The organism is Stenotrophomonas sp. YJH_SMC_10, assembly GCF_059371555.1.
The window spans coordinates 529060-545210 of the sequence record NZ_JCAFUS010000001.1; the positions used below are offsets into that span (position 1 = coordinate 529060).

General features: G+C 67.8%; 16 protein-coding genes and 1 tRNA gene. 9 read left to right on the forward strand and 8 right to left on the reverse strand.

The genetic code is table 11. The features are described from left to right. Positions 1-21: 21 nt before the first annotated feature. Both AC5P9C_RS02400 and hutC read left to right on the forward strand, forming a co-directional pair. On the forward strand, positions 22-1392 hold the full coding sequence (locus tag AC5P9C_RS02400) for a formimidoylglutamate deiminase (RefSeq protein ID WP_343541752.1): 1371 nt from the start codon (positions 22-24) through the stop codon (positions 1390-1392). Between the two features lie 28 nt (positions 1393-1420). Then, positions 1421-2149, forward strand: coding sequence for a histidine utilization transcriptional repressor HutC (gene hutC, locus AC5P9C_RS02405; protein ID WP_343541750.1), 729 nt, complete (start codon positions 1421-1423; stop codon positions 2147-2149). Between the two features lie 101 nt (positions 2150-2250). On the opposite strand, the gene AC5P9C_RS02410 is transcribed toward hutC, so the two are convergent. The 3 genes from AC5P9C_RS02410 to AC5P9C_RS02420 form a co-directional block, all read right to left on the reverse strand. Continuing rightward, a complete protein-coding gene (locus tag AC5P9C_RS02410) occupies positions 2251-3282 on the reverse strand; it encodes a restriction endonuclease (RefSeq protein WP_343541748.1) in 1032 nt (343 codons plus the stop codon). A 236-nt stretch (positions 3283-3518) separates the two neighbouring features. After that, a complete protein-coding gene (locus tag AC5P9C_RS02415) occupies positions 3519-4010 on the reverse strand; it encodes a phasin family protein (RefSeq protein WP_049471412.1) in 492 nt (163 codons plus the stop codon). Between the two features lie 80 nt (positions 4011-4090). Then, a complete protein-coding gene (locus tag AC5P9C_RS02420) occupies positions 4091-4366 on the reverse strand; it encodes a polyhydroxyalkanoic acid system family protein (RefSeq protein ID WP_005417302.1) in 276 nt (91 codons plus the stop codon). 125 nt (positions 4367-4491) lie between these two features. Between AC5P9C_RS02420 and AC5P9C_RS02425 the strand changes: the two genes are divergently transcribed. From AC5P9C_RS02425 to aroA, 4 genes are all read left to right on the forward strand, one after another. Further along, positions 4492-5298: an FHA domain-containing protein gene (locus AC5P9C_RS02425; RefSeq protein WP_057493181.1), complete on the forward strand. Its 807-nt coding sequence runs from the start codon at positions 4492-4494 to the stop codon at positions 5296-5298. Between the two features lie 217 nt (positions 5299-5515). Then, a complete protein-coding gene (gene serC, locus AC5P9C_RS02430) occupies positions 5516-6601 on the forward strand; it encodes a 3-phosphoserine/phosphohydroxythreonine transaminase (RefSeq protein WP_049471408.1) in 1086 nt (361 codons plus the stop codon). Positions 6602-6652: 51 nt separating this feature from the next. Further along, positions 6653-7852 (forward strand): prephenate dehydratase, encoded by a 1200-nt coding sequence (gene pheA, locus AC5P9C_RS02435; protein ID WP_049471406.1) that lies wholly within the window; start codon positions 6653-6655, stop codon positions 7850-7852. A 76-nt stretch (positions 7853-7928) separates the two neighbouring features. Further along, positions 7929-9236: a 3-phosphoshikimate 1-carboxyvinyltransferase gene (gene aroA, locus AC5P9C_RS02440; protein ID WP_049471405.1), complete on the forward strand. Its 1308-nt coding sequence runs from the start codon at positions 7929-7931 to the stop codon at positions 9234-9236. A 136-nt stretch (positions 9237-9372) separates the two neighbouring features. Here aroA and AC5P9C_RS02445 read toward each other — a convergent pair whose 3' ends face one another. Together AC5P9C_RS02445 and AC5P9C_RS02450 are read right to left on the reverse strand one after the other, a co-directional pair. After that, positions 9373-9945, reverse strand: a complete 573-nt coding sequence (locus tag AC5P9C_RS02445; protein ID WP_057493179.1) for an energy transducer TonB — start codon at positions 9943-9945, stop codon at positions 9373-9375. Positions 9946-10064: 119 nt separating this feature from the next. Next, positions 10065-10703 (reverse strand): energy transducer TonB, encoded by a 639-nt coding sequence (locus AC5P9C_RS02450; protein ID WP_057493178.1) that lies wholly within the window; start codon positions 10701-10703, stop codon positions 10065-10067. A 113-nt stretch (positions 10704-10816) separates the two neighbouring features. Between AC5P9C_RS02450 and serS the strand changes: the two genes are divergently transcribed. Then, a complete protein-coding gene (gene serS / locus AC5P9C_RS02455) occupies positions 10817-12097 on the forward strand; it encodes a serine--tRNA ligase (protein WP_049471400.1) in 1281 nt (426 codons plus the stop codon). Between the two features lie 140 nt (positions 12098-12237). On the opposite strand, the gene AC5P9C_RS02460 is transcribed toward serS, so the two are convergent. Beyond that, positions 12238-12588, reverse strand: coding sequence for an SH3 domain-containing protein (locus AC5P9C_RS02460; protein WP_414615041.1), 351 nt, complete (start codon positions 12586-12588; stop codon positions 12238-12240). 223 nt (positions 12589-12811) lie between these two features. Beyond that, the gene (locus AC5P9C_RS02465; protein ID WP_049471397.1) at positions 12812-13399 is read right to left on the reverse strand and encodes an FMN-dependent NADH-azoreductase; all 588 of its coding nucleotides are present in this window, start codon (positions 13397-13399) and stop codon (positions 12812-12814) included. A 127-nt stretch (positions 13400-13526) separates the two neighbouring features. Here AC5P9C_RS02465 and AC5P9C_RS02470 point away from each other — a divergent pair, with 127 nt between their 5' ends. Continuing rightward, positions 13527-14519 carry a LysR family transcriptional regulator gene (locus AC5P9C_RS02470; protein ID WP_005410175.1) on the forward strand — a complete coding sequence of 331 codons (993 nt, stop codon included), beginning with the start codon at positions 13527-13529 and terminating at the stop codon, positions 14517-14519. Between the two features lie 53 nt (positions 14520-14572). Here AC5P9C_RS02470 and AC5P9C_RS02475 read toward each other — a convergent pair whose 3' ends face one another. Further along, entirely contained in the window at positions 14573-15646 is a 1074-nt protein-coding gene (locus tag AC5P9C_RS02475) for a DUF4241 domain-containing protein (protein ID WP_343540942.1), read from the reverse strand. 124 nt (positions 15647-15770) lie between these two features. Here AC5P9C_RS02475 and AC5P9C_RS02480 point away from each other — a divergent pair. Then, a tRNA-Ser gene (locus tag AC5P9C_RS02480) sits at positions 15771-15860 on the forward strand. The last annotated feature ends 291 nt before the right edge of the window (positions 15861-16151 follow it).

Genomic DNA, 16151 nt, shown 5'->3' on the forward strand with positions numbered 1-16151 from the left:
TCCATTTCGGGTTGTCCAGCCATGTCCGATTCGCGTTCCACGCACTGCTTCCATGCCGCCCACGCCCTGCTGGCCGACGGCTGGGCCCGTGATGTCCGCCTGCAGGTGCAGGATGGCCGCATCGCGGCGATCAGCGCGGGGCACGGCGCCCAGCACGGCGACACCCGGGTCGGCATCCTGGTGCCGGGCCTGCCCAACCTGCACAGCCACGCGTTTCAGCGTGGCATGGCCGGCCTGACCGAGATCGGCGGCGGTGACGGTGACAGCTTCTGGAGCTGGCGCGAGCTGATGTACCGCTTCCTCGCCCATCTGCGCCCGGACGCGGTGCAGGCCATCGCCGCCCAGGCCTATATGGAAATGCTGGAAAGCGGCTTCACCCGCGTCGGCGAATTCCATTACCTGCACCACGACGCCGAGGGCCACGCCTATGCCAACCGCGCCGAAATGAGTGCACGGATCGCGGCGGCAGCCGAGCAGACCGGCATCGGCCTGACCCTGTTGCCGGTGTTCTACGCGCATGCGGACTTCGGCGGCGCGGCACCGAATCCCGCACAGCGTCGCCTGATTCACGACGTGGAGGGCTTCGCACGGCTGCTGGACGCCGCGAAGCCGGCATTGGCCGTGCTTCCCGACGCGGTGCTTGGCATCGCACCGCACAGCCTGCGCGCGGTCACCGGCGAGGAACTGAGCGCGCTGCTGCCGCTGGCTGACGGCCCGGTGCACATCCATATCGCCGAGCAGGTGCGTGAAGTCGAGGCCTGCCTGGCCTGGAGCGGCCAGCGCCCGGTGCAGTGGCTGTACGACCATGCGCCGGTCGATGCACGGTGGTGCCTGGTGCATGCCACCCACATCACCGATGACGAGCGCGCGGCCATCGTGGCCAGCCAGGCCGTGGCCGGTCTCTGCCCGATCACCGAGGCCAACCTGGGCGACGGCCTGTTCCCGATGCAGGCGTTCGCACGCGAGGGCGGGCGCTTCGGTGTCGGCTCCGATTCCAATGTGCTGATCGATGCGGCTGAAGAACTGCGTCTGCTCGAGTACGGCCAGCGCCTGGCCCTGCGCGGGCGCAACGTGCTGGCGCCGGATGCCACCCGCAGCAGCGGCCGCTTCCTGTTCGAAGGTGCATTGCACGGTGGCGCACAGGCGCTGGGTGTGGCCGCTGGCCTGCAGGTCGGCGCCAGCGCCGATCTGGTCGAACTGGATGCCGCGCACCCGGCGCTGCAGGCGCGACAGGATGACGCATGGCTTGACAGCTGGGTGTTCGCCGCACGTAATGGCGCGCTGCGATCGGTCTGGCGCCATGGCCGTCAATGCGTGGCCGAAGGCCGCCACCTGCAGCGCGAGGCGATCACCAGCGCCTTCGCCGCCGCCCTGCGTGGCGTGCTGGCCTGATCGCCTCCCGACACCGAGACCCCATCACGTGAAGGCCAGCAAGTCCGCCACGCTCAACCAGCGCATCCGCAGCGATCTGGAAAGCCGCATCCTCAGCGGAGAGTGGGCGCCGGGCTTCCGCATACCGTACGAGCACGAGCTGATGGAGCAGTACGGTTGCTCGCGGATGACGGTGAACAAGGTGCTGACCGCACTGGCCGAGAGCGGCATGATCGAGCGCCGCCGTCGTGCGGGTTCCTTCGTGGCGCGTCAGCCCCCGCACCTGGAACAGGTGGCGCTGGAGATTCCCGACATTGCGATGGAGGTCGGTTCGCGCGGCCACCAGTACGCCTATCGCCTGCTGCAACGGGAACTGCGCCTGGCCGATCCCGGCAATGCCGGCGAGGTAGAGCTGGCGGGCCGCGAGAAACTGCTGGCGATGCGCTGCCTGCATCTGGCCGACGGCCGCCCGCTGGCGCTGGAGCATCGGCTGATCAGCCCGGTGGGGGTGCCCGAGGTGCTGGAGGTCGATTTCAGTACCACCGCGCCGGGCAGCTGGCTGCTGCAGAACGTATCGTGGACCCGCGCCCAGCACCGCATCAGCGCCTGGGGTGCGGACACTGCCACCGCCAGGCTGCTGGACGTGAAGTCCGGTACCGCCTGCCTGGTGATCGAACGCCTGACCTGGCGTGGCGAACAGCCGATCACCCGCGTGCGCCAGGTGTTCCTCGGCGACGCCTGGGACCTGGTCGCGCGCTTCGCGCCGGGGGCTCGGTAGGGGCGTATCCACGCATGGCGTGCAACGACTGAATCCCGGTTGGGATTACGTGATGCGTGAGAACCTTCGGTCGATCCACGCCATGCGTGGATGCTGTCCCATCAATACGTAGCGCACTGCCGCCAGCGCACCGGCTCGTCCACGCCGGGGCGGGCATTGAGCTGGATGCGCACGTTGCGCAGGGCGGGGTAGTGCAGCACTTCCTCGCAGACCAGCGGCCATACGGCGTCAAGTTCGCCGGTGCGGTTGATCGCCAGCGTCTGCCGGGTCAGCCAGACGCCGCTGGCGATGCCGGGCTTGCCAGCCAGCGCACGGGCCAGATCGGCCTGGTAGCGATCCAGGGTGGCCGCATCCGGGTTGGGATTGCCCCGTGGGTCGACCGCCGTCGCGGCCACACCCTGCGGCGACGAGGTCGCGGTGGCGGGCGTGCTTGGGGATGCTCCGGGGGCAGGAGCAGCGGTAGCGGCCGGAGCAGGGGCCGGCGCTGGCACTGGCGCTGACACCATCGATGCGTCGGCCGTGGGTGCGGCGTCGTCCACGCGCAGGCCCTGCAGGCCCAGGCCGACCAGCAGCCCCAGCGTGATTGATCCCAGGCCGGCGATGGCGATGCGGCGCAGGGCTTCATGCTGGGCAGTGGCGCGCACACGCATTTCAATGTCACCCGGCAGGTAGGGCTGCAGCAGCGGCCACAGGCGCGGGCCGTCCAGTACCTCGACCGCCTGCTTCTCGGCAGCTGCCCGGCCATCGCGCTCGATCCGGCCTTCCGTGAGCAGTACGCCACCTTTCGCACCGGCCAGGCGCGCGGCCGCCCCCAGTTCGTTCACTGCGGCAGTGCCGATACGGTAGGCCAGGCCGTGCTTGCATGACACCAGCCACTGGTTGGGACCGTCGCTGAGCAGGAAGTCGCTGCTCGGCTCGCGGGCATCTTCGGCCGGATCGACCAGCTCGCGCAGGCCACGCTGCTCGCGCAGCATGCGCTTGACGAGTACTGAAAATTCGCGCCAGTGCATCCCCGCCAGGGCCTGCAGGCCAAGTTGCATCTCCTTCTGCCGCCGCTTGATCCACCACAGATAGACCACGGCCAGGGAACAGGTAAGCAGGGCCGACAACAGGGCCAGGATCCAGGGGAGCATGCAGGAGTAGGGCGGAAGGGGCGAAAGCGGAGAACGACAGTGTAAAGGCCGCAGTGCCCGGCTGGGTCAGGATGTTCCTGACAGGAAGCGTGATGGAGCACGCAGATCGGTATACGGCGGGCACGAAAAACCCGCCAATCCTGAAGCCGTGAGGGGAGGGAACAAACGGCAGCCGAAGCGATTGGCGGGTTGCTCGCGATTGTCAATCAAAATTTATTGCATTGCAACAATTGCACTCAGGGAATGCTGTCCGGCGACTGATGGCTGCCCGGTGCAGGGGCGTCGGTACCCGACGCTGCCCGGTTTTCCAGCCTGGCCAGGCGCGCGTGCAGGGCATCGATGCGGGCTTCCAGCGCGGTGACTTCGTCGGCCGTGGGCACATGCAGCCGCTTGAGCACGCCCTGCACCTGGTCATCGAAGGCCTTCTCGACCTTGTTCCAGGTGCCCGAGGCCTTCTCGCGGGCTTCATCCAGGGACGATTCCACGTTGTCGCGCCAGCCAGGGCCCTGTTCGCTGCTGCGTTCACGGCGGCGGGCTTCCCAGGCTTCGCCTTCCTTCACCAGGCCATCAAAGAAGCGGCTGCCTTCGGCCTGGGCGCGGCCGAGGGCGCCCAGCCCGGCCAGCCAGACCTGCTGCGCCGAGTCGCTGAGCTTGCGCGAGAAGCGCTCGGCCTGGTCACCGAAAGAGGCGTCGTCGTTGCGGCGGTCGTCGTTCTCGTAGTGGTTCATCGCTCTTCCCGTGGGAGTTGGGCCTGCCCCGAGAGTAGCGCGCGGTGGCGTTGCACGGCCGTGATGGCCGCCGCCAGGATTCAGCCCAGCTTTTCCTTCAGCACGCGCTGGATCTCGCCTTCGACCATGCCCTTCATTGCCGACAGCAGGAAGCCCAGCTTGGCGGTCACGCGCACAGCGCCCGGCTGCAGTTCGATCGCGCCGTCCACGCCGCTGCCGGAGAAGTTCAGCACATCGGCGGTCCAGGACGACTTCAGGCCGAAGCGCTCGGACAGCTTGGCGGCGACCTGTTCGATCGCGGCGCGCGCCTGTGCGTCGGGCAGGGCGTGGGCGTGGCGGACATCGATGGTGGACATGCAGGCTCCTGGCGCTGGGCGGGGATGATCAGAGAGGGCGAGCATTGTGCGCATCGGGGGCGTCCGCGCCAAGCACTCATCGCAGGTTCTTCTTCGTTGGCGGCCAACCTGCTAGGCTGCGCCGCGTGCAGAACCTGCTTGTCCACTTCAGTCAACAACAACAGCCCGACCAGCCGCTGCGGCCCGGGGTGCAGCGCATCGTGCGCCAGGCCAACGGCAGCGTGCGGCTAGGCGATGCCGGTCACGGCGCGCTGTTGCTGGCGCAGTTCTGCATGGACGATCGCGGCCTCTGGCTGCAGGTCGGCAACGGTATCCGCGGCATCCACGTGAACGGTCGGCCGGTGCGCCGGATGGCGCTGTTGCGTGCAGGCGATGCGGTATACGTGGATGGTGTGGAGATGGTCCTGCAGGGCGAGGTCGAGAGCCTGCTGCAGGCGCCTGCGCCGAACAACGATGACGGCAGCGACGAGCAGCAGCGGCTGCTGCGCGGCGTCGGTGGACTCCACCATGGCCGCAGTTTCACCCTGTCGCGGGCCCGCCTGATCGGCCGCGGCAACGACGCCGACATCGCCATCGACGATCCGGCTTTCGCCGAACAGCATGCGCGCGTGGAAGTGCACGGCGAGCGCGTACTGCTGCGCGACCTCGGCAGTGCCGACGGCACCCGCGTCAATGGCGTGGCCGTGCGCCATTGCTGGCTGCAGGCCGGCGACCAGGTGGTATTCGATGGCCAGCACCGTTTCGTGCTGGAAGTGCCGCACGACCCGCGCCGGCGGTCGCAGCCGGTCGAGGACGACGCCAGCCACGAGGCCGAGCAGGCGCCAGTGATGCCGGCTGCGCCACGCAAGGTCCGGCGCTGGCCGTGGCTGCTGGTCAGTGCACTGCTGCTGGCCGCACTGCTCAGCCTGCTGCTCTGGTTCGGCGCGCGCTGACCTGAACCCGGAGGGTCAGCTCTGGTGGGTGCCGACCTTGGTCGGCACGCTCTCCAGGAGGCCATGACGCCTGACGGCGTACGCCGACCAGGGTCGGCGCCTACCGGCGCCATGCTGGCGGCCGATGGATTCCAATGAAACCAAATTTCCCTTGCCACACAAGGCCGCAAGGCTGGTGCACTGCGGCATACTAGGGGTCTTGCCCCACAGGTGTGACATGACGCGCGCGTTCAACTTCAGTGCCGGCCCTGCAACCTTGCCGGAATCGGTCCTGCGCCAGGCGCAGGCGGAAATGCTGGACTGGCACGGTAGTGGTGCCTCGATCGTGGAAATGAGCCATCGCGGCGCGGAATTCATGTCCGTGGCCGCCGAGGCCGAGGCCGACCTGCGCCGCCTGCTCGATATCCCCGACGACTACGCGGTGCTGTTCCTGTCCGGTGGTGCCACCACCCAGCAGGCGCTGATCCCGCTCAACTTCGCCCGCCCCGGCCAGCGCGCCGACTACGTGGTCAGTGGCCATTGGGGAAAGACTGCGGTCAAGCAGGCCGGCGTCTATGTCGACGTCAACATTGCCGCCAGCAGCGAGCCCGACGGCTACCGCACGCTGCCGCCCCGCGCCGACTGGCAGCTCTCGCCCGACGCCGCCTATGTACACATCACCGCCAACGAGACCATCCACGGCGTCGAGTTCCGTGATGTGCCGGATACCGGCGATGTGCCGCTGGTGGCGGACTTCAGCTCGTCCATCGCCAGCGAGCCGCTGGATGTACGCCGCTACGGTGTGATCTATGCCGGCGCGCAGAAGAACCTGGGCCCGGTCGGCATCGCAGTGATGATCGTCCGCCGCGATCTGCTCGAGCGCACTGGCCAGCCGCGCGCGGACATCTTCGATTACCGCTCGCACGTCGCCCGCGATTCGATGCTCAACACCCCGCCGACCTGGAACTGGTACCTGGCCGGCCTGGTGTTCAAGTGGATGCTGGCCGAAGGCGGCGTGGCCGAATTCGCCAGGCGCAATGCCGCCAAGGCGGCACTGGTGTACGGCGCCATCGATGGCTCCGGCGGCTTCTACCGCAACGAGGTCGCACATGCGGCCCGTTCGCGGATGAACATCCCGTTCTTCCTGCCCGATGCCGAACTGGATGCCCGTTTCGTCGCCGAAGCCAAGGCCGCCGGCCTGCTGGCGCTGAAGGGGCACAAGGTGGTCGGGGGCATCCGTGCCTCGCTGTACAACGCCATGCCGCTGGCCGGGGCCGAGGCGCTGGTCGCCTTCATGGCCGATTTCCAGCAGCGTCACGGTTGAGCAATGAACGGCGCGCACCGTCGGGTGCGTGCCCCGCAACAAGGAATTCCGATGGCAAGCAGCAAATCGAGCAAGAAGGCGCCGAAGAAGGCCGAACCGGCCAAGGACAGCGCGCCCACCAAGGCGAAGGGCAAGGCCAAGGCCGCCTCGAACCCGGCGCCGACCCTGGCGCCGCTGGCGCTGGCCGATGTGCGCTCGAAGATCGACCAGATCGACCGCGACATCCAGAGCCTGATCGCCGAGCGCGCGCGTTTCGCCCACCAGGTCGGCAAGGCCAAGGGCAAGCTGGCTGCCGCTGTCGACTACTACCGCCCCGAGCGCGAAGCGCAGGTGCTGCGCATGGTGGTGGACCGCAATGAAGGCCCGCTCAGCGACGAGCTGCTGGTGCATGTCTATCGCGAGATCATGTCGGCCTGCCTGGCCCAGCAGGAGCCGCTGAAGATCGGCTACCTCGGCCCGGAAGGCACCTTCAGCCAGCAGGCCGTGCTCAAGCACTTCGGCCGCTCGGCGCTGGGCCTGCCGATGGCCAGCATCGAAGAGGTGTTCCAGGAAGTGGAAGCGGGCAACGCCGATTTCGGCGTGGTGCCGGTGGAAAATTCCGGGCAGGGCACCATCCAGATCACCCTGGACATGTTCCTGACCTCCAACCTGAAGATCTGTGGCGAAGTGGAACTGCGCGTGCAGCAGTTCCTGATGTCGCGCAGCGGCCGCATCGAGGACATCGAGCGCATCTACGCACATCCGCAGTCGTTCATGCAGACCTCGGCCTGGCTGCGCGCCAACCTGCCGAAGGCCGAAAAGATCCCGGTGTCGAGCAACGCCGAGGGTGCGCGTCGCGCGCGCAACGCCGACGACGCGGCTGCCATCGGCGGCGAGAGCGCCGGCCACGTGTATGGCCTGAAGAAGGTGGTCACCAAGCCGATCCAGAACGATGCCGACAACACCACCCGCTTCCTGGTGGTGGGCCGCAACATCTTCCCGACCTCCGGCCACGACCGTACGTCCGTGCTGGTGTTCATCCATGACAAGCCCGGTGCGCTGTTCGACGTGCTCAGCCCGTTCGCCCGCCATGGCATCAGCATGAACCGCATCGAGTCGCGGCCGTCGCACCACGGCAAGTGGGAGTACGGCTTCTTCATCGACCTGGCCGGCCATATCGATGACGCGCCGATGCAGGCGGCACTGGCCGAACTGGAAGCGCACTCGGCACAGATCAAGGTGCTGGGCTCCTATCCGGTGGCCGTGCCCTGAGTGCTGCTGCGGTGGTCCTGGCCGCCGCTCCCTGATGCATCGCCGGCGTTGCCGGCGTTTACGGAATGATCGAACGATGAGCAACGCGCAACACTGGATCGCCCGCAAGGGCCAGCCGCTGCAGGGCAGCCTGACCATTCCCGGCGACAAGTCGGTCTCGCACCGCTCGGTGATGTTCGCCGCACTGGCCGATGGCACTTCGCATATCGAGGGCTTCCTGGAAGGCGAGGACACCCGCGCGACGGCGCGCATCTTCAGCCAGCTGGGGGTGCGCATCGAAACCCCCAGCCCGTCGCAGCGCATCGTGCATGGCGTCGGCATCGACGGCCTGAAGGCGCCGGATGCACCGCTGGATTGCGGCAATGCCGGCACCGGCATGCGGCTGCTGGCTGGCCTGCTGGCCGGGCAGGCGTTCGACTGCACGCTGATCGGCGACGAGTCGCTGTCCGGCCGCCCGATGCGTCGCGTCACTGGCCCGCTGTCGCAGATGGGCGCAAGGATCGATACCCAGGACGACGGCACACCGCCGCTGCACGTGCATGGTGGCCAGACGCTGCACGGCATCGACTTCGCCTCGCCGGTGGCCAGCGCACAGATCAAGTCGGCCGTGCTGCTGGCCGGCCTGTACGCGCAGGGCGAAACCCGAGTGGTGGAACCACACCCGACCCGCGACTACACCGAGCGCATGCTGTCCGCGTTCGGCGTGGACATCGAGTTCTCGCCGGGCAAGGCCCGCCTGCGGGGCGGCCAGCGCCTGCGCGCCACCGACATCGTGGTGCCGGCCGATTTTTCCTCGGCCGCGTTCTACCTGGTCGCCGCCAGCATCATTCCCGGTTCCGAGCTGCGCCTGAAGCAGGTCGGCCTGAACCCGCGCCGCACCGGCCTGCTGCACGCGCTGCGCCTGATGGGGGCAGACATCACCGAAGAGAATCCGGCCGAGCAGGGCGGTGAGCCGGTGGCCGATCTGGTGGTGCGCTACGCCCCCCTGAAGGGCGCGCGTATTCCCGAAGCACTGGTGCCGGACATGATCGACGAGTTCCCGGCGTTGTTCGTGGCCGCCGCCGCTGCCGAGGGCCAGACCGTGGTCAGCGGCGCGGCCGAACTGCGGGTGAAGGAATCCGATCGTCTTGCCGCGATGGCCACTGGCCTGCGCGCGCTGGGCATGCAGGTGGACGAGACCGAAGACGGCGCCACCCTGCACGGCGGCGTGCGCCTGGGCAGCGGCACCATTGAAAGCCACGGTGATCATCGCATCGCCATGGCGTTTGCCATTGCTGGACAGATCAGTGAGGGCGAAGTGCGCATCAACGACATCGCCAACGTCGCCACCTCCTTCCCGGACTTCGACGGCCTGGCCCGCAGCGCCGGGTTCAACCTGGCCTGAGCGGCATCGCGAGCGCCGGGCCATGCCCGGCGGATCGCATTGCCCGGTAGGTGCCAACCTGGGTTGGCACGCCTCTCCAGATAAAAGGACGGAGGCCGAAGCCTCCGTCTAAACATCACGAACCCCTCGTCCGCGATCAACGCTGCTCGGTACGGAAATCCACCGGGACCCGCACCACACTGGCCACTGCACGGCCCTCATGCATCGCCGGCTGGAACTTCCAGTTCTGCACGGCGCTCAGCACCGCGCGATCCAGGTCACGGCTGCGCTCGCCGGTGCGCGAAACGATCGCTGCACGGGTGACCTGGCCGCGGGTATCGACATTCAGGCTGGCGATCACGCTGCCCTGGACGCCATTGCGCAGTGCGGCGGCGGGATAGGTCGGCTTGATGTTGCCCGCCAGCGGACGTGCCTCGCGATTGCGCACGGCAGGAGCGGGGTGGCGCGGGTCGCTGGCCGGCGCGGCCTTGCGGGCGGCAGGCGCCTGCGTGTCGGCCACCGGCGCCTGTTCGGGGGCGGGCAGCATGCGCTCGCCGACCGGTGCAGGTGCCACGTCTTCCGGGTTCGCGTGACGCAGCCAGAGCAGGGCGGCGGCAAACATCGCCACGATCAGCGCGATCCACATCCAGGGCGACGTGGACCTGTGCTGCGGGCCGGATTCCTGCTGCAGCTGCGGCGAGTGAAGGTCTTCGTGGGTGGTGGCGGTCATCGCAAACTCCTTCCGTCAATGGACGACGGGCAGAGTGTTGCGCGGGGCGGCGGCGACAAGTGTCAGCGTTGCGTCAACGTCACCGGCAGGGTTCAGTTTGCCTGCCGGGAAACGTTCAGTTACTGGGTCTTGAAGTCGAACGGCACTTCAATGCTGCCCGGTACGGGCTGGCCGTTGCTCTGCGCCGGGGTGAAGCGCCAGCGCCGCACGGCATCGGTCGCGGCGCGGTCGAGCTCGCGTGAGCCGCTGCGCTGGATCACGGTGGCATTGTTCGGATAGCCGGTGGCATCCACGTCCACGCGTACCACCACGCTGCCCGTCTCGCCCGCGCGTAGGGCGGCTGCCGGGTAGGTCGGCGGCGGCGACTGGCCGGCAATCGGCATCGGCTGGCTGTTGCCGGTGCTGGCTGGCGCAGGGGTCGGCGCGGCCGGGGCCGGTTCAGCGATGGGCGCCGGCGGCGGCGGGGCGGTTTCGACCAGCTTCGGGGCGTCTTCCTCGACCGGGGCCGGCTTGGCATCAGGCATGTCGCTGGAACCGGCAGCCGCCGCCAGCGGTTCGGGCAGCGGCTCGACCTGCGCGGTCTCCTGCGGGGTCTGCGCGGCCGGGTCGGCGCGGAAGAACTCCTTGTCGCGACCGGTCAACCACACCAGTACGAACAGCAGCACGCCCACGCCGAAGGCGATGCCGGCGATCTTCAGGGCGTTGCGCGGGATATGCACAGTGAACGACTTGGAGGACGACGAGCGGGGTGCAGACATGGACCGGACCAGTACGGAATGGCTCGATTCTGCCACGGCGGGAATGAACCGGGCGGCAGAAATCCGTATAACAGGCGATAATCCCGTTCCTGACACCCACCACGACACCTGCCATGCTTGATCCAGCCCTGCTCCGCCACCAGCCCGCCGACCTCGCTGAACGCCTGCGCACCAGCCGCGGCTTCGAGCTCGACGTGTCTGCCCTGGAGGCCCTGGAGGCGGATCGCAAGCGCATCCAGGTGCGGACCCAGGAACTGCAGAGCCTGCGCAACAGCCGCTCCAAGGCCATCGGCCAGGCCAAGGCCAAGGGCGAGGACGTCTCGGCGATCATGGCCGAGGTCGCTGCCTTCGCCGACGAGTTGAAGGCCTCGGAAGTGGCGCTGGACGAGCTGCGCGAGAAGATCGAAGCGATCTCGATGGGCATTCCGAACCTGCCGGCCGATGACGTGCCGGCCGGTGCCGACGAGAACGACAACGTCGAGCAGGCGCGCTGGGGTACCCCGCGCCAGTTCGATTTCAAGGTGCTCGACCACGTCGAACTGGGCGCCCGCAACGGCTGGCTGGACGGCGAGACCGCGGCCAAGCTGTCCGGTTCGCGCTTCACCGTCCTGCGCGGCCCGATCGCGCGCCTGCACCGCGCCCTGGCCCAGTTCATGGTCGACCTGCACACCGGCGAGCACGGCTACGAGGAAACCAACGTGCCGCTGCTGGTCAACGCCGATTCGCTGCGCGGCACCAGCCAGCTGCCGAAATTCGAGGACGACCTGTTCAAGACCGCCGTGGGCGACTCCACGCGGTACCTGATCCCGACCTCGGAAGTGCCGCTGACCAACATCGTGCGCGACGAGATCGTGGACGCCGAGCGCCTGCCGCTGCGCATGACCGCCCACTCGATGTGCTTCCGTGCCGAGGCTGGCAGCGGTGGCCGCGACGTGCGCGGCATGATCCGCCAGCACCAATTCGAGAAGGTCGAGCTGGTCTCGATCAGCCGCCCGGAAGACAGCGACGCCGAACACCAGCGCATGACCCGCTGCGCCGAGGTGGTGCTGGAAAAGCTGGGCCTGCCGTACCGCAAGGTGCTGCTGTGCACCGGTGACATGGGCTTCTCGGCAGTGAAGACCTACGACCTGGAAGTCTGGCTGCCGTCGCAGGAAACCTACCGCGAGATTTCCTCGTGCTCGAACTGTGGCGATTTCCAGGCCCGCCGCATGCAGGCGCGCTGGCGCAACCCGGCCACCGGCAAGCCGGAGCTGGTGCACACGCTGAACGGCTCGGGCGTGGCCGTTGGCCGCGCGATGATCGCAGTGATGGAGAACTACCAGAATGCCGACGGCAGCATCACCGTGCCGGAAGCCCTGCGCCCGTACATGGGCGGCCTGGAAACCATCGCCTGATTCCCTGACCGGGTAGGTGGCATGCTTGCATGGCACCGCACCACGCAGGGCGTGGATCTACTGGAGGATGTTGCACGCGCCCGGCATGAATTCGCCGATGCCACAGTAGATCCACGCCATGCGTGGATGAACCACCGTGATCACTCCACAGCGCGCAGCTTCTCCAGCGGTACCCATCCCGGTTCGCCGGTCTCCGGCACGCACCACGCCCAGCCATTGAGCGTGCGCATCCCGCGCAGCACCTGCCCTGGATCCACATCCAGCTCCCGCGCGCAGTAATCTTGCGTGGCAAACGCGCCACCCTGCGCATCGCGACCGATCACCGGCGCCGGCACGAAACCGGGCTGCTGCCCCTCGGCCTCGCACAGGAACCAGTCGTCCCAGCCCTCCGGGCCTTCATAGCGTTCGCCCACCACCAGCGCCTGGCCGCGGCGCAGGATGATCGGATGCGGAAATTCGCTGCGGTGCGCAGCCGTCACGATGTAATCCATCGCCCCAGCCTAACGTTCTGGTGAGCGCCGCGCATGGCACGGATTCCACGCACGCGTGCAGCAGATCCACGCCATGCGTGGATGGCGCAGACCCCAGGCCGGACGCCACAAGAAAACGGCCCCGCAGAGCGGGGCCGCCAGGGTGGGCCGGGATGGGGGAGGGGATCCCGGCCCGCGTTCAGCGCCCAGACGAGGAGAGAGGGGCGCCGAACGTTGGAACGCGTTACGCAGCGACGGCTTCGGCCGCTTCGTGCGACGGCAGTGCTGCCAGCGCACCGGCGATGGCGTCTTCACGGTGCTGCGGCGAGTAGGCGATGCCCTCGGCGCGCACGAACTCGACCTCGTTGATGCCCATGAAGGCGAACACCTGGCGCAGGAACGGCTCCTGGAAGTCGGCCGGCGAGTCGGTGTAGATGCCGCCGCGGCTGCTGGCGATGATCACCCGCTTGCCACCAGCCAGGCCCACCGGGCCGTTCTCGGTGTACTTGAAGGTACGGCCGGCCACGGCCACGCGGTCGATCCAGGCCTTCAGCGTGGACGGGATGCTGAAGTTGTACATCGGCGCGCCGATCACCACGATGTCGGCCTCCAGGAACTGCTGCATCACCTGTTCAGCATCGGTCGCCTCGGCGGCGTCGGTCTTGGCCAGCGAGCTGCTGCGCAGGTGCGGTACCGGATTGGCGTCAAGATCGCGATAATCGACCTGCAGGCCATCGATCTGGCCGGTGAAGCGGGCGACCACGGCCGCCGACAGCTGGCGCGAGACGGAGTTGTCGCCAAGCACGCTGGCGTCGAGATGCAGAAGCTTCATGGCAGTCACCTATGTTCTGGGAGGAAGGGGCGGGGGTGCCCCGCCGACGGAGAGAACGATAGGTTGTTGCAAAGGCGGAATAAAGGTGGTTGAATGCCACGTATTGTTCTAGATATGGAACTCGGGCATGCATGACCTGAATGATCTGTACTACTTCGCGATGGTGGTCGACCACGGCGGATTCGCCGCTGCCGAGCGCGCGCTGGGTATTCCCAAGTCGCGACTGAGCCGCCGCATCAGCCAGCTGGAAACCGACCTGGGCGTGCGCCTGCTGCAGCGCTCCACGCGCCGTTTCGCGGTCACCGACGTCGGCACCAGCGTGCACCGCCATGCACAGACGATGCTGGCCGAGGCCCAGGCTGCCCGCGAAGTGGTGGACCGCCTCAGTGCGGAACCGCGCGGCGTGGTGCGCGCCAGCGTGCCGGTGTCACTGGCGCAGATGCAGCTGCCCAAGCTGCTGCCCAAGTTCCTGGAGCAGTACCCGAAGGTGCGGCTGCAGCTGAACATCAGCAACCGCCGCGTGGACATCATCAATGAAGGCTACGACGTGGCCCTGCGCGTGCGTTCGCGCCTGGACGATGACGGCAGCCTGGTGATGCGCAGCTTCGGCCAGGTGCAGGAATTGCTGGTGGCCAGCCCGAAGTACCTGGACCGCGCCGGCCGCCCCAAGGACCCGGAAGAGCTGACCCAGCACGTCACCCTCAGCATCAGCGAAGACGAAGCCCGCCAGCGCTGGGAGCTGCATGGCCCGGAAGGCGAAGTGCGCCGGGTCGACCTGCAGCCGCGCGTGGCCGGCTTCGACTTCCCGCTGCTGCAGAGCATGGTGAAGGACGGTTTCGGCATCACCATGCTGCCGGAAACCGTGTGCGCCGACGCGGTGCGCAACGGCGAGCTGGAAGTGGTGCTTCCGGACTGGTCGCTGCCGCAGGGCGTATGCCACGCCGTGTTCGCCTCGCGCCGCGGCCTGCTGCCGGCGGTGCGCGTGTTCATCGACTTCCTGGCCGAGCATCTGCCGCCGCAGCTGGAGGCCTCGCGCCTGGATTGCGGCGGCGCCTGTGAAAAGGCCAAGGAGCGGATCAAGGCCAGTGCACTGGGTGCTCTGGCGGTGGATGCCGGCTGAGAGAGCTGAACGGTAGCGCCGGGCCATGCCCGGCGTTGCTGTTTTCCAGCTGATCAGTTCCGGCCGAACAGCCGGTCCCAGAAACTGCGGCGTCGCGCTCCGGCCGGTGGCGGTTCGGCCGCAACGACGGGTGCTTCCAGCACCGCCATCAACTCTGCGCTGCGCGGCTTCTTCAGGAAGCGCGCATAGTCCAGATAGCTGGTCACCTTGCTCATGTGCAGGCGCTCGGGCATCGCCGGCAATGCGCCGCCCTGTAGCAGCACCCGCAATGCCTGCGGGCGGTCCAGGCGGATCGCCTCGTACAGGGCGGTGCCGCCGCAGCCCGGTTCGATCTGGTTGGCGCGCTGCGGCGCATCCTTCAGCAGGTCCTGCAATGCCTCCGTGTCGTCTCGTTCGACGGCGGCCACCAGTCGTGCCAGCGCCTCGGCTTCTGCAGCTGGCAGGTTGTCGCGATAGGCCTGGTCGGCAATCTCGCGCTCGTCGCGCCCATCGCCACCCTCGATGCACAGGAAATCGGTGACCAGGGCGACCGGAATGCCGGACGTATCCAGCGCCCAGTAGCTGGGATACACACCGTCGCCCCAGCCGCTGGTGAAGACCACCAGGCCGTGCGGCGAGTCCTCCCCCCAGGGGCGGTACTCGGCGCCTTCGTCCAGGCCATCGTGGTCGATCAGTGCATCCGACCATTCACTCTCTTCGTCGCCATCGGCCTGTTCGATCAGGGCCAGCAGCGCCTGCTGGGTGTCGGTATCCATGAAACAACCGATGCCGGCGTCGACCGGGTAGCCGATGAAGCTGTCCTCATCCAGGCCGGTCAGGTCCTGCGTGGTCCAGCGCGCCATCTGCCAGTGCAGGGCAGACGCAGTGAGGGCTTCGCGGGGCTTGAACCAGACCACGGCCAGCGCCGGGCGGCCGCTGTGCACGATGATTTCGACCGGGTGCCGGCCCAGCGGGGCGGTGTAGTCGGCCAGCGCAGGCGCCTCGGCCTGGACCAGCGGATCGCAGACCACCAGCTGCCCGCTGCTGACCGGCAGGTGCCCGGCGAAGGTGCGGTGCAGGGCCACAGCGGCCAGCTGGGTATCGTCCAGCAGGCAGGTGCGCAGGTTGGCCAGATCGAGATGGGCCATGGCGGCTCCGGGTGCGGTGAAGGCCCCCACCGTGCCGGATGCGAAGGGCAGGGGCAAGGTGGTCTTGGGCAAACGCCCTTCACGTGCGAGAATACGCCGCTGCCCGGGCGACCGGGACCCGATTGGAGAGATGGCCGAGCGGTTTAAGGCACCGGTCTTGAAAACCGGCGAAGGGTTAAACCTTCCGTGGGTTCGAATCCCACTCTCTCCGCCAATTTCAAAAAGCTCCTGGGGATAGGAGCTTTTTCGTTTCTGCGCAATCTGCTGCCGAACCCAGCCTTGCAGCTCGGATTGCATTCACAGTGCCCGCGACCAATGCGAATGGAGCGCGGAAAGCGGCTGGCCCTGATCTTGCCGTGTTGGGTGCACAAGCGGGCGCCGCGCGTTTCAATCGCTCGTAGATCGAAGAAATTTCTCTGGCTGGCGCGTTCGAATGACCCGTTCGCCTGGCCGAAGAACGGGGGCTGCCGGCTGTCTCCCGGAATGTCGGCCGCGCTTGCGACGC